Source organism: Rhizobium sp. NZLR8 (genome assembly GCF_019685025.1).
Classification (GTDB): Bacteria; Pseudomonadota; Alphaproteobacteria; order Rhizobiales; family Rhizobiaceae; genus Rhizobium.
In genome coordinates this window covers 232,744-245,657 of record NZ_JABDVY010000001.1, presented here as the reverse complement: position 1 = coordinate 245,657, position 12,914 = coordinate 232,744, and the positions used below count along the sequence as shown (strand labels likewise).

General features: G+C 63.4%; 13 protein-coding genes. 12 read left to right on the top strand and 1 reads right to left on the bottom strand.

Features of this window, described 5'->3' with window-relative positions; genetic code table 11:
• Nucleotides 1–42: 42 nt before the first annotated feature.
• The 9 genes from HJB89_RS01170 to HJB89_RS01130 all read left to right on the top strand — a co-directional run bounded on the left by HJB89_RS01170 (nucleotide 43) and on the right by HJB89_RS01130 (nucleotide 8,535).
• Nucleotides 43–1,341: an ABC transporter substrate-binding protein gene (locus HJB89_RS01170; protein WP_311044359.1), complete on the top strand. Its 1,299-nt coding sequence runs from the start codon at nucleotides 43–45 to the stop codon at nucleotides 1,339–1,341.
• 126 nt (nucleotides 1,342–1,467) lie between these two features.
• On the top strand, nucleotides 1,468–2,199 hold the full coding sequence (locus tag HJB89_RS01165) for an ABC transporter ATP-binding protein (protein WP_221142021.1): 732 nt from the start codon (nucleotides 1,468–1,470) through the stop codon (nucleotides 2,197–2,199).
• A complete protein-coding gene (locus HJB89_RS01160; protein WP_221142019.1) occupies nucleotides 2,196–2,924 on the top strand; it encodes an ABC transporter ATP-binding protein in 729 nt (242 codons plus the stop codon). The genes HJB89_RS01165 and HJB89_RS01160 overlap by 4 nt, the downstream gene beginning before the upstream one ends.
• The gene (locus HJB89_RS01155; RefSeq protein ID WP_207585385.1) at nucleotides 2,911–3,768 is read left to right on the top strand and encodes a branched-chain amino acid ABC transporter permease; all 858 of its coding nucleotides are present in this window, start codon (nucleotides 2,911–2,913) and stop codon (nucleotides 3,766–3,768) included. The genes HJB89_RS01160 and HJB89_RS01155 overlap by 14 nt, the downstream gene beginning before the upstream one ends.
• 4 nt (nucleotides 3,769–3,772) lie before the next feature.
• Nucleotides 3,773–4,822, top strand: a complete 1,050-nt coding sequence (locus tag HJB89_RS01150) for a branched-chain amino acid ABC transporter permease (protein ID WP_311043793.1) — start codon at nucleotides 3,773–3,775, stop codon at nucleotides 4,820–4,822.
• Nucleotides 4,819–5,832, top strand: coding sequence for a zinc-binding dehydrogenase (locus HJB89_RS01145; RefSeq protein WP_207585384.1), 1,014 nt, complete (start codon nucleotides 4,819–4,821; stop codon nucleotides 5,830–5,832). Before HJB89_RS01150 ends, HJB89_RS01145 begins: the two co-directional genes overlap by 4 nt.
• 24 nt (nucleotides 5,833–5,856) lie before the next feature.
• Nucleotides 5,857–6,636 carry an alpha/beta fold hydrolase gene (locus tag HJB89_RS01140; protein ID WP_207585383.1) on the top strand — a complete coding sequence of 260 codons (780 nt, stop codon included), beginning with the start codon at nucleotides 5,857–5,859 and terminating at the stop codon, nucleotides 6,634–6,636.
• 61 nt (nucleotides 6,637–6,697) lie between these two features.
• Complete coding sequence (locus HJB89_RS01135; RefSeq protein WP_207585382.1) at nucleotides 6,698–7,924, top strand: acyl-CoA dehydrogenase family protein; 1,227 nt, start codon at nucleotides 6,698–6,700, stop codon at nucleotides 7,922–7,924.
• Complete coding sequence (locus tag HJB89_RS01130; protein ID WP_221148704.1) at nucleotides 7,921–8,535, top strand: flavin reductase family protein; 615 nt, start codon at nucleotides 7,921–7,923, stop codon at nucleotides 8,533–8,535. Before HJB89_RS01135 ends, HJB89_RS01130 begins: the two co-directional genes overlap by 4 nt.
• A 36-nt stretch (nucleotides 8,536–8,571) precedes the next feature.
• Here the strand turns inward: HJB89_RS01130 and HJB89_RS01125 are convergent, their stop codons facing one another.
• Nucleotides 8,572–9,522 (bottom strand): LysR family transcriptional regulator, encoded by a 951-nt coding sequence (locus HJB89_RS01125; RefSeq protein WP_164012380.1) that lies wholly within the window; start codon nucleotides 9,520–9,522, stop codon nucleotides 8,572–8,574.
• 80 nt (nucleotides 9,523–9,602) lie between these two features.
• On the opposite strand from HJB89_RS01125, the gene HJB89_RS01120 reads away from it, so the two are divergent.
• Genes HJB89_RS01120 through HJB89_RS01110 form a run of 3 tightly spaced genes read left to right on the top strand, consistent with a single transcriptional unit; the run spans nucleotide 9,603 to nucleotide 12,826 of the window.
• Entirely contained in the window at nucleotides 9,603–10,463 is an 861-nt protein-coding gene (locus HJB89_RS01120; protein ID WP_164012378.1) for a dioxygenase, read from the top strand.
• Nucleotides 10,460–11,524, top strand: a complete 1,065-nt coding sequence (locus HJB89_RS01115) for a maleylacetate reductase (RefSeq protein ID WP_221148702.1) — start codon at nucleotides 10,460–10,462, stop codon at nucleotides 11,522–11,524. The genes HJB89_RS01120 and HJB89_RS01115 overlap by 4 nt, the downstream gene beginning before the upstream one ends.
• Before the next feature lie 24 nt (nucleotides 11,525–11,548).
• On the top strand, nucleotides 11,549–12,826 hold the full coding sequence (locus HJB89_RS01110) for an ABC transporter substrate-binding protein (protein ID WP_207585378.1): 1,278 nt from the start codon (nucleotides 11,549–11,551) through the stop codon (nucleotides 12,824–12,826).
• Nucleotides 12,827–12,914: the final 88 nt, after the last annotated feature.

The following is a 12,914-nucleotide window of genomic DNA, read 5'->3' as shown; positions in this document are numbered from 1 at the left end:
ATACGCATGCAGACGACAAATCACCAAAGGGAGGAGCCGAAGGTGGACCTGAATACGAAAATCATAAGACCATCACGCCGGACCGTGCTGAAGGGCATCGGTGCCGGCTTGGCCGCATCGGCGCTCGGAGCACCCATGATTGCCCGCGCGCAATCGGCCGGCACGATCAAACTCGGCTTCGTAACGCCGGCGACCGGTCCGCTTGCGCTGTTCGGCGAAACCGACGGCTGGGCGGCGGACAAAGTCAAGGCCTTGCTCAAGGATGGCCTGGAGACAGCAGCCGGCAAGTTCGATGTCGAAATCCTGATCCGTGACAGCCAGTCCGATCCGAACCGCGCGGCCGAAGTCGCTGGCGACCTCATCCTGAACGATGGCGTGCATCTGCTGCTGCCCGCATCGACCACCGACACCGTCAGCCCCTCGGCCGACCAGGCGGAACTCAACGAGTGCCCGTGCCTTTCGACCGGCGCGCCGTGGCAGGCGGTGATCTTCCCGCGCGGCGGCCAGAAGGCGCCGTTCAACTGGACCTATCATTTCTTCTGGGGCCTCGATGAGGCGCTCAACACCTTCGTTGGCCTGTGGAATACGCTAGACACCAACCGCAAGGTAGGCTTGCTGTTTCCGCAGAATGCGGACGGCGAGACCTGGGGTAACAACGATTACGGTCTGCCAGTGCCGACCAAGAAGGCCGGCTTCGAGATCACCGTCCCGGGCTTTTTCCAGCCGCGCACCAACGACTATTCCGCACAAATCGCCGCCTTCAAGGCTGCCGGATGCGAGATCGTCGGCGGCATCACCTATCCTGACGACCTCAAGACCTTCATCAACCAGTGCGCCCAGCAAGGATACAAGCCCAAGGCCGTCACCGTCGCGGCGGCACTCCTTTTCCCGGGCGGCGTGCAGGCACTCGGCCCGCTCGGCGACGGCATGTCGTCGGAAGTGTGGTGGACGCCTGCCTTCCCCTTCAAATCGACGTTGACCGGACAAGTGAGCCGCGACATCGCCGACCAATGGGAGAGCGAAACCAAGAAGCAGTGGACGCAGCCGCTCGGCTACAGCCATGCGATCTGGGAAGTCGCGATCGATATTCTCAAACGCTCGTCCAACCCCCTCGACCGCACCGCCAACCGTGATGCCATGGTGGCAACGAAACTCGACACGCTGATCGGCAAGGTCGATTTCTCCAGCGGCCCGCACAAGAACGTCTCGACGACGCCGATCTTCGGCGGCCAGTGGGTCAAGGGTGAGAAATGGCCCTATGACCTGAAGATCGTCGACAACACCGTCAACAAACTGTTCGAACCCGAACAGAAAATAAAGGTGATCCCCTGGGCGAGCTAAGCCTGGACACGTCGGGCGGGCCACATTGACCAACGAGGTCGCCCGGCGACCTGCAAGACCAGGCCGAATGCATGAAAACCGGAGGGGCGGGCGTGTTTCTACGCCTGCTCCAACCGGGAGCGGAGGATGCTATTGGACGGCGTATTGCTAGAAGCGAGAGGATTGAGCAAATCCTTCGGCGCCTTGCGCGTCCTGCAGGACATCAGCTTCGATGTCCGGCGTGGCGAGGTGCTGGGCATCCTCGGCCCCAACGGGGCGGGAAAGACCACGCTTTTCAATCTGATCAGCGGTGACCTTAGGAACGATGCCGGCGAGCTCGTGTTCGCCGGACAGCGCCTCGTCGGCCAGCCGCCTCATGTGCGCTGCAAGATCGGCATCGGCCGCACATATCAGATCCCACGCCCCTATGTCGGCATGTCGACATTCGAAAATCTGCTCGTCGCGGCGACATTTGGCGGCGGCCGCAGCGAGGCCCAGAGCTATGCACTCTGTGCCCGGATTCTCGGCGACTGCGAGCTTTCCGACAAGGCCAACCGCTCGGCGGGCTCGCTGACGCTGCTCGACCGCAAGCGGCTGGAGCTGGCCCGCGCGCTGGCGTCGAGTCCGAGTTTGCTGCTGCTCGACGAAATCGCCGGCGGGTTGACCGACGAGGAGGGCAAGGCGCTGGTGCAACTGATCCGACGCATCCGCGACCGTGGCGTGACGATCGTCTGGATCGAGCATGTGCTGCATGCGCTACTCGCGGTGGCCGACCGGATCATGGTGCTGAATTTCGGCGAGAAGATCGCTGAGGGCCTGCCAGACGAGGCCATCAAGAATCCCGAAGTTCGACGTGTCTACATGGGGATCGAGGCATGACCAACACGCTTCTGTCCACGCACCAGCTCAAGGCCCGCTATGGTGATTTCCAGGCGCTCTACGGCGTGGATCTCGAAATCGCCGAGGGAGAGATCGTGGCCCTGATCGGCGCAAACGGCGCCGGCAAATCCACCCTGCTGAAATCGATCATGGGCCTCATCAAAGTGGCACCCGACATGGTGTGTCTCGACGGCCGCCCGGTTGGTGGCAGCAAACCGCATATCATGGTGGCCGATGGCGTGGCGATCGTGCCCGAGGGTCGCCGGCTCTTCGCCGGGATGTCCGTCCTCGACAATCTGCGCGTGGCGATCGACCATGCCGCCCCGGGACATGGCGAGGTCTGGACGATCGAGCGCGTCTACGCGCTGTTTCCGATCCTCAAGGAAAAGCAGGCAGTGCCTGTGCAATCCCTGTCCGGCGGTCAGCAGCAGATGGTCGCCATCGGGCGTGCGCTGCTCAACCAACCTCGCTTGCTGCTTTGCGACGAGATCAGTCTTGGCCTGGCGCCGAAGGTCGTCAAGGAAATCTATCAATCCATCCCCGCGATCTCGAGGAATGGCACCGCCGTCGTGCTGGTCGAGCAGGACGTCGGTCTCGCCAAATCGGCCTCCGACCGGCTCTACTGCATGCTGGAAGGCCGCGTGACCCTGACCGGCCGGTCGGCGGACATGTCCCGCGAGGAGATCGGCGAAGCCTATTTCGGAGCATCCCATGCAGTGGCTTGACGGACTGGTCCAGGGCATTCTGCTCGGCGGCCTCTATGCGCAATATGCGCTCGGCATGGCGCTGATGTTCGGCGTTATGCGCGTGGTGAACATCACGCATGGCGATCTGATGATCCTGCTGGCATTGATCGGGATCAGCCTCGCCTCGACCTTCGGGCTCGGCCCGTGGGCGGTGCTGGTGGTGCTGGTGGCGCTCGGCGGCATCATCGGCATAATCCTGCAGCGGCTCATTCTCGATCGAGTGGTCGGCGCAGACCCGCTGCCGTCGCTAATCGCGACCTTCGGCCTGTCGACCGCGCTGCAGAATGCGATGTTGCAGGTGTGGTCGGCGGACACCCGCTCGCTGCCGAGCGGCGGCATTGCCCAGGCTTCCTTCCAACTCGGGCCGCTCTTCGTCGGCGTGCTGCCCGTTATCGTGCTGATCACCGCGACCGTACTGACGGCGGGGTTGGCAACGACGATGCAATATACCCGCTTCGGCCGTTCGTTGCGCGCAGCGTCGGCCGATGTCGAGGCAGCGGCAATGACCGGCGTCAACCCAAAAAACGTTTATGCCGGCGCCACCGCGCTGGCGGTCGCCATACTTGGCTTTGCCGCCGTGTTTCAGTCGATGCGCTCAACGGTGTCGCCCGCCGATGGCGCCTTCCAACTGATCTACGCCTTCGAAGCGGTGATCATCGGCGGCATGGGCTCGATCTGGGGTGCCTTCATCGGTGCCATGGTGCTCGGCATCAGCCAGTCGTTCGGCTTCCGCATCGATCCCGGCTTCGGCATCCTGGCCGGCCATCTCGTTTTCCTGCTCATTCTCGCGTTGCGGCCGCAGGGCCTTCTCGGAAAGGATTGAGACCGTGACCCAAGCGATCGCAACCGCTCCCGCTCCAGGCCCGACCGATGCCATGGATCTTCCGCCGGTCCGGGTCCAGCGCCAGACCATGTCGGGCATCATCGCAATGGGCCTCGGCATCGTATTGCTCTTTGCTGTTGCCTCGATGCCGCTTTGGGCCAGCCAGGGCCTGATCCGAGACGTGGTGGAACTGTGCTGCTACATTGCCGTGGCGCAGATGTGGAACTTGCTGGGAGGGTATGCCGGCCTGGTGTCGGTCGGCCAACAAGTCTTCGTCGGCGTCGCCGCCTACATGATGTTCGTGATGGCCCAGCTCTGGGGCATCAATCCCTTTGTTGCCGTTGTGCTGGCGATGATCGCGCCGGCCTTGCTCGCCATCCCCACCTATGGCCTGCTGCACCGGCTCGACGGACCCTATTTCGCGATCGGCACGTGGGTCGTGGCCGAGGTGGTGCGGCTGGCGACCTCCGTATTCGGCTACGTCAATGCCGGCGCTGGCATGAGCCTGCGCGTCATGACCACCTATTCCCCGACCGAACGCGCCGTGGGTGTATCCCTGCTCTGCGCGCTGATGCTGCTGATGACGGTCGGCGGCAGCTACCTACTGCTGCGCTCGCGTTACGGCTTGGCCTTGATCGCCATGCGCGACAATCCTGTCGCCGCAGCAAGCCAGGGCGTCAATGTCAGCCGGTTGCGCTTCCTGATCTGGGTGGCTGCAGCCGTCGGTACGGGCCTTGCGGGCGCCATCTATTTCATGGCCCAGCTGCGCATAACACCACCCTCAGCCTATGATCCTAACTGGGCCAATATCGCAATTTTCATCGTCATGGTCGGCGGGCTGGGATCGCTGGAAGGCGTGCTGATCGGCGCGCTGATCTACTTCTTCGCCGAGCGTTGGTTCGGCGAATATGGCGCGACCTATCTCGTGGTCCTCGGCCTTATGACCCTGTTCATGGCGCTCTTCGCCCGCGGCGGCATCTGGGGCCTGATCTGCAAGGTCGTCGACGCCCCCTGGTTCCCAACACGACGGCGCCTGATGGAGGACCGGACATGAAGGCTGTGCTTTTCGATAGTGTCGGACTGCCTTTAACAGTCGGCGAACGCCCGGTGCCGGAGCCGGCTGATGATGAGGTCCTGCTCAAGATCGCCGCCTGCGGCATCTGCGGCTCCGATCTCCACATGACCGAGGACCCCAAAACCTTCGGCCTCAAGCAATATGACGTACTCGGCCATGAATTTGCCGGCGAGGTCGTAAGCTGCGGCAGCGCCGTCGCCACGCTCAGGCCGGGCGACCGGGTGGCCGTGACGCCGATGCGTGGTTGCGGCCATTGCGACAGCTGCAAGCGTGGCGAGCCGGCCTGGTGCGCCGAGATGCGGCTGATCGGCGGCGGCTATGCCGAATTCACCACCGTGGCGGCGCGCCAGTGCCGCATACTTCCCGACGACCTGCCGATATCGGAGGGCGCGCTGGCCGAGCCGGTCGCCGTGGCGCTTCATTGCGTCATGCGCTCTGGCCTGAAACCCGGCGACCGCGTGCTGATCCTTGGCGCGGGGCCGATCGGCCTGCTCGTCGCCTTCTGGGCGCGCCGGCATGGTGCGCGCGAGGTCATCGTCGCCGATATCAACCGACATCAGGAAGAGCGCGCGGCGGCCATCGGCGCGACTGGTTTTGCCCTGTCTGGTCCCGGTCTCGCGGAGGAGTTCCGGAGCAAGAGCAGCGGCGAGCCCGACATTGTCTTCGAATGCGTGGGCAAACGCGGCCTGATCGATTTCGCCTGCAAACTGGTCCGGGTCCACGGAACCGTGGTCGGCGTCGGCCTCTGCGTCGGCGGTGACGACTGGGATCCGTTCGCGGCGCTGTCGAAGGAAATCCAGCTCATCTTCGCGGTGTTCTTCAACATGACCGAGTTCGAGACCGCGCTCGCGGCACTCGAGCCGGGCCGCTATCGCCCGCAAGCGTTGATCACCGACCGGATCGGTTTCGGCGAAGTGCCCGAGACCTTCGAGGCACTCAAGCGCCGGACGACGCAGTGCAAGGTGCTGATCGCCGCCGACGCGGCCTGACAGATTGTATGAGGAGGATATTCAATGGAATTTGAAACTCTGACCCAGGATATAGACGGCGTCCGAACGGTGGTGAAGGCGATCGGTCGCGGCCCCGCGGTGCTAGCGCTGCATGGCGCGGCCACGCTCGAGGGCCATGAATGGGCGCGCGGGCTGGCGGATCGGTTCCGCGTTTACCTTCCCTTCCATCCCGGATTCGGCGAGAGCGGCGAGGCGCCGCATATTGCCGGCATGCAGGACATGGTGGTCCATAACCTCCATCTCGTCAAAGCGCTCGGCCTCGACCGGCCGCATCTGGTCGGACATTCCATGGGTGGCTGGATGGCGGCCGAAATCGCCGCCGTCTCTGGCGAGCAGTTTGGCAAGCTGGTGCTGAACGCCCCGGCCGGCCTCAATCACACGGACCATCCCGGCACCGATCTTGGCGCGGTCCCGCCGCAGGAATTGCCTGGATATCTGGCCCACAATGTCGAAGTCGCGGCGCGCTATTTCCCCGGCGGTTCGGAATGCCCCTCGGTCGAGGATTTCGTCGCGGCACGCGAAAAGGAAGGCCCGGCGCTCGGCAACATTCTCAAGGGGCATGGTTTCGGTCACCCCAACCTCGGCCGTTGGTTGAGCCGGATTCCGAATGAGACACTTATCGTCTGGGGCGACAAGGACCGCATGCTGCCGGCCTCGCAGGCGCCGATCTGGGAAAAGAGCATTCCCAATGCGCTGACGCTGATCATCAAGGAGGTCGGCCATTTCGCTATGCAGGAAGATCCGCGCACCGTCACTGCCATCGGCGACTTCCTCGCCGGGTGAAACCAAAGGAGCGGCGCCGTCAGGCGGGCTTTATGATCAGGTCTATCAAGGAGGAATTGTCATGAATGCACTAATCAAGCACGCATCAGGCTACTGGGGCACGAAGACGGACTTCGCGTCCCTCCTGGCTCATGTCGACAAGGTCGGCCCGATCCTCGACAAGAATTCCGAGGAAAATGAAAAGCTCGGCCGCCTCAACGAGGAGACCTTCGAGGCGCTCAAGCCGCTGAGGATGAGCCATGTCTTCGCCGGCGAGGATATCGGTGGTGCGCAGCTGTCGCCGACCCAGGGACTTCAGCTCATTGAAGCCATCACCTATCACAGCGGCGCGGCCGGCTGGATCTCGATGGTGCACACCTGCATCGGCGCGATGTCGGCGGCCTTCCTGCCCGATACGGCGATCGGCCGCCTGTTCGACGGCAAGACCGATAACCGGTTTTCCGGCCAGGGCACGCCGACGGGCATGCTGAAGAAGGTTGATGGCGGTTATCGGCTGAACGGCAAATGGGCCTATGCCAGCGGCATCTACCACGCTACCTATACCCATACGGCAGCGCTGCTCGACGATGGAAACGGTCACCCGGCGAAGGACGAGAAGGGCAACGTGATCGTGCTCTGCGCCCATGCGCCAGTCGGAGAGCACGAGTTGCTCGGGAACTGGAATTCACTCGGCCTACAGGCGACGGGCAGCATCGACTATGCCGCCAACGATGTCTTCATTCCTGACGACATGGTGTTCCCGATCCTGACCGCCGAGCCGCAGCGTATGAAGGAATTCTTCAGCCTCGGCGTCGTCGGCCTCGCTGCCATAGGCCATTCCGGGTGGGCGATCGGTGCGGCACGTCGCATGCTTGATGAAGCCGCCAAATATGCCAAGACCAAGACTGGCCGTGCCGGCATGCTCGGCGAGAGCGATAAGTTCTGGTTCGATTTCGGCCGCGCGGAAGCCCGAGTCCGCGCCGCCCGCGCCCTCCTGTTCGAGGTCTGGCGCGACGTGGAGGCCTCGATCGAAGCCGGCAACCGCATGACGACCCGCCAGATAAGCCTTGTGCATCTCGCCAAGTCCGAAGTGCATGAGGGCGGCGTCGATGCCTGCCATTTCGTCTACCGCGCGCTCGGCGGCGCTTCGTTGCGTTACGGCGTGATGCAGCGGATCTATCGCGAGATGCTGACGGCGGCGAACCATTTCACGATCAATCCCAACATCGTCGCCGCCGCCGGCCGCGACATTGCCGGCGTGTGGAGCGATCGCGTCTGGCAGTTCTACGACCTGATCGAGAAGAAATGAGCGCGGCCGCGAGAGGCATGCCGGGCAAGGTGGCGGCCGCCGAAACGGGTGCCGCTGGCGGTGGCCAAGGCATCACCGAAGCCTTCATGGCAGCGTTCCGGCATCACCCGTCGGGCGTGGCGATCATCACGGCCGATGCGGGCGAAGGTCCGGTGGCGCTGACGGTGAGCTCACTGATCTCGATCAGCGCGGTGCCGCCCATGGTCGCCTTTTCGCTCTCGGCATCCTCGTCGAGTGCGAAAGTGGTGGAGCGGGCGGCATCGGTGGTCGTCCACTTCGTTCGCCGCGCCGACATGCAGCTCGCCCGGCTCTGCGCGACATCGGGCAGCGATCGCTTCGGGCCAGATGTTCAATGGGCTCGGCTCGAAGGCGGCGAGCCCTATTATCCTCAGGTCGAGCTCTGGTTCCGGGCCGAACTTCGAGGCCGGCTGGAGACGCCGGGGGCATGTCTGGTCACGGCTGAGCTGACATCGGTCTCGCCCGGTGCACATGCCACGCGGCAGGCGGAGGCCCTGGTCTACGCCAACCGTGCCTGGCACGGCCTCGGTCCGGTGGTCGACACCGTCGCGGCACCGGTCATGCTGTGGCCGGACGATTCGGCGACATTCTGACATTCGGCGTGGCGGCACCCGCCGCCAGCCACGAATTCACATCCCCCAGATCACGGACTGTTCGTGGCGCTTGATCAGATGCCTCAGATTCTCAAAACTTTTGCGAATATGCGTCGAGAACGCCTCGATAGCCGGTGCGCCCACGTCTCCTGTGCGCCTGAGCAAGCCGAGCGCGCGTTCCGGATGCGGGATGTTGACCGGCAGGGCGGTGATCGCCTTGTCGTTGCGATAGGCGAAAACCACGCTGTGCGGCAGGATGGTGAGCGCGTCACTCTCCTTCATGTAGTTGATCGCGCTGGTCAGCGACCCGCCAGCATAGCGGATCTTGGTCTCCGTTGCGCCGAGCGAGAGAACGAGGCTGCGCAGGTCGGCAAGCAGCGGACTGCCGGGCGGCGGCGCTATCCAGGGATACTCAAGCAAATCGGGCCCGGTCAGCTTGCGCTTGAGCAAAAGCGGATGGGTAAGTCGGCAGGCCACGACGTTCCGGCCCGGCAGCAATTCCTGGAAACGCATCCCCGATCCCTCGTCGAGCATATCGATCGGGCAGATGGCGAGGTCGATGCGGTCGGCGACGATCGCCGCGCGCAACTCGGGAAGATAGTCATAACTCTGTTCGATACGGACTTCGGGAAAATCGTTCTGGAAACCGGCGATCATGCCTGCGATGAGCGCGTCCATGAAGAACGGCGTGCCGCCAACGCGCACGAGCCCTGTCCGGCCGTGCCGGAAGCCTTCGACCAACGCGGACGCCTTGCGCGACGCCATGAGCATGGCCTGGCCGTGGTCTGCCAGGGCCCGGCCGAGCGGCGTCGGCTGCAGTGGCCTTCGGCCTTTGATGAACAGTGGCTCGCCGAGCCGCTTTTCCAGCATAGCAAGCGTGCGCGACACTCCCGGCTGGCTAAGCCCCAGCAGCGTCGCACCTTCGGTCACGCCTCCTGCCTGGACGACCGCCGCAAGTTGCACCAGATGTCGCTCGTCGATCTTCATAACAAATACGCATACAAATCACGAAAAAAATTATCAAGCATTCAGTTCCGGGCTGCTAAGTTATCGTCATGGGAGGAGTCATGCCAGATATAACGTTCAGCGAGCGCAATTCTGCGCAGCTTGTGGCCGAGCGGCTCGACAAGCATGCGGAGGGGCCTCTGCAAGCTTTCATGGTATCCTTCATAGAACACCTGCACGAGCTCATCCGCGAGACGCGTCCGACCCATGCCGACTGGCGACGGACGGTGGAATTCCTCACCGAGGTTGGTCACGCCAGTGATGGACGGCGGCAGGAATGGGTGCTGCTTTCGGACCTTTTGGGGGTCACCGCGCTCATCGAGGAGATCAATACCCGCCGGCCGAAGAGCGCAACGCCCAATACGGTGCGCGGGCCATTCTATCGTGCCGACGCACCCCGATTAGCGCTCGACTCCAATATCTCACTCGACGGCGTCGGCCCCGTTCTGGCGGTGGCCGGCCATGTACAGGATCTCGATGGGCAGCCCGTCGCGGGTGCCACGATCGAGACCTGGCAAGCCAACAATGAAGGCTACTACGAGAACCAGCAACCGGACCAACAACCCGAATTCAATCTTCGCGGCGTGTTCACAGCCGACACCAAAGGCGATTTCCGCTACAAGACAGTCCGGCCGGGCGGCTATGCCGTGCCCTGCGACGGGCCGGTTGGCCAGATGCTTGGCGGCCTTGGCTTTCCACTCCGGCGCCCCGCACATCTGCACTTCCTGATCAAGGCGGATGGCTTCGAGACGATCAGCACGCATGTCTATGACGGCGGCGATGCAAACCTCGCCCGTGATGCCCTGTTTGGCGTCAAGGAAGAGCTGATCGGCGAGTTCAAGCCATCAGGCAAAGGCGAGAGTTCAACACTCGACTTTACCTTCGTCATGGTGAGGGCGAAGAAAGGACGTGGCGCGACATGACGCTGTCGTTCAGCTACCAGGGAAGTCCTGCACGTATCGTCTTCGGCAACGGAGCGAGCGCGGATGTGGGCAAATGGGTCGAGGCGTTAAACTGCCGGCGCGCGCTGGTGCTCTCGACGTCGCATCAGGCGGCGGATGCGCAGGCCCTGTCGACGCGGCTGGGTTCGCTTTCGGTCGGCACGTTCACCGATGCGGCCATGCATACGCCGGTCGAGGTTACCGAGCGCGCCGTCGCGCGCGCGGCCGAGGTCGCCGCGGATTGCGTCGTATCGCTCGGCGGCGGTTCGACCACCGGGCTCGGCAAGGCGATGGCCTATCGCACCGATATCCAGCAAATCGTCGTGCCGACGACGTATGCCGGTTCCGAAGTGACCCCGATCCTTGGCCAGACGGAGAACGGCGCCAAGACCACCGTGCGCAGCCCGAAAATCACACCCGAGGTCGTCATCTACGACCCGGAGCTAACACTCGGCTTGCCCGTCGGCATGAGCATCACCAGCGGCCTGAACGCCATCGCGCACGCCGCCGAAGGGCTCTATGCGCCGGACCGCAACCCGATCACGTCAATGATGGCCATCGACGGGATGCGGGCGCTCAAGGAAGCGCTGCCTGCTATTATCGAAAGCCCGCGTGACAGTTCAGCCCGCGAGAAAGCACTTTACGGCGCGTGGCTTTGCGGCACTGTGCTCGGCCAGACCTCGATGTCGCTACATCACAAGATCTGTCACACATTGGGCGGCAGTTTCGACACGCCGCATGCGGAGACGCATGCGATCATGCTGCCGCACACGATCGGCTTCAATGCATCAGCCGTGCCGGAACTGATGAAGCCGATCTCGGACATTTTCGGTGGCGGCACGCCCGGGCAGGCGCTTTACGACTTCGCGAAATCAATCGGCTCGCCGAAGGCGCTCAGGGATTTCGGCCTCAGCGAGGCTGATCTGGACCGCGCGGCCGAGATCGCCACCAGAAGTCCCTACTCGAACCCGCGGCCGATCGATCATGGATCGATCCGCGCGCTCTTGCAGGACGCATGGAGCGGACACCGTCCGCCATATTGAATTCTTTTGGGAGGAGGAAGGCATATGTTTACGAGACGTGATCTGCTGAAGTCTGCCGCCGCAACTGGAGCAGTGGCGGCGACCTCAGGGCTGACCATGCCGGCCATCGCACAGGGTGCCCCCATCAAGCTTGGCTATGTCAGCCCGCAGAGCGGCCCGCTGGCCGCCTTCGCCGAAGCCGACAAGTTCATCATTGACGGCTTCATGGCGGCGACCAAGGCCGCCGGACTGAATTACGAAGTCGTGGTAAAGGACAGCCAGTCCAACCCGAACCGCGCCGCCGAAGTCGCTAAGGAACTGATCGTCACCGACGAGGTGCATGCGGTGCTGGTCGCGTCGACGCCCGAGACGACCAACCCGGTGGCGACGACCTGCGAGGCCGAGGAAGTGCCCTGCATCTCGACCATGGCGCCGTGGCAGCCCTGGTTCATCGGCCAGCAGGCCAATCCGGGTGACCCGTCGTCGTGGAAGCCGTTCAACAGCGCCTTCCACTTCTTCTGGGGCCTTGAAGACGTCATCGCCGTCTATACCAACATGTGGGGCCAGGTGACGACCAACAAGAAGGTCGGTGGCCTATTCCCCAATGACGGCGACGGCAATGCCTGGGGTGACAAGCAGGTTGGCTTCCCGCCGGTCCTGGACAAGCTCGGCTATACGCTCAACGACCCCGGCCGCTACCAGAACCTGACTGACGATTTTTCCGCGCAGATCAATGCCTTCAAGTCGGATGGCGACGAGATCATCACCGGCGTGATGATCCCGCCGGACTTCACCACTTTCTGGAACCAGGCGCAGCAGCAGGGCTTCAAGCCGAAGGTCGCCTCCATCGGCAAGGCTATCCTGTTCCCTCAGGCGGTCGAGGCGCTCGGCAAGAACGGCCACAACCTCTCGAGCGAAGTCTGGTGGTCGGCAAGTCATCCGTTCAAGTCATCGCTGACCGGCCAGAGCTCCAAGGATCTTGCGGACGGCTTCACAGCGGCGACAAGTCGTCCCTGGACCCAGCCAATCGGCTTCATCCATGCGCTGTTCGAAGTGGCGGCTGACGTGATGAAGCGGGCCGATCCGAACGACAGCGCGGCCGTGATTTCGGCCATCGCCGCCACGAACCTCGAGACGATCGTCGGCAGGGTCGCCTGGGACGGCGCAAACGTACCGCCTTTCGCGACCAAGAACATCGCCAAGACTCCGCTTGTCGGCGGCCAGTGGCGCCTAAAGGACGGCGGCGGCTACGACCTCATCATCGTCGACAACCAGACGGCGCCGAATATCCCGATGGGCGGCAAGATGGAAGCCATCGCCTGAGCCAACGCCCAGGCGGTGGACCTACCGCGCGATCGGCTCGGCGCTCAACCCCGGCCGCCAGTGCAACGGATGCCTGAAACCCGAGACC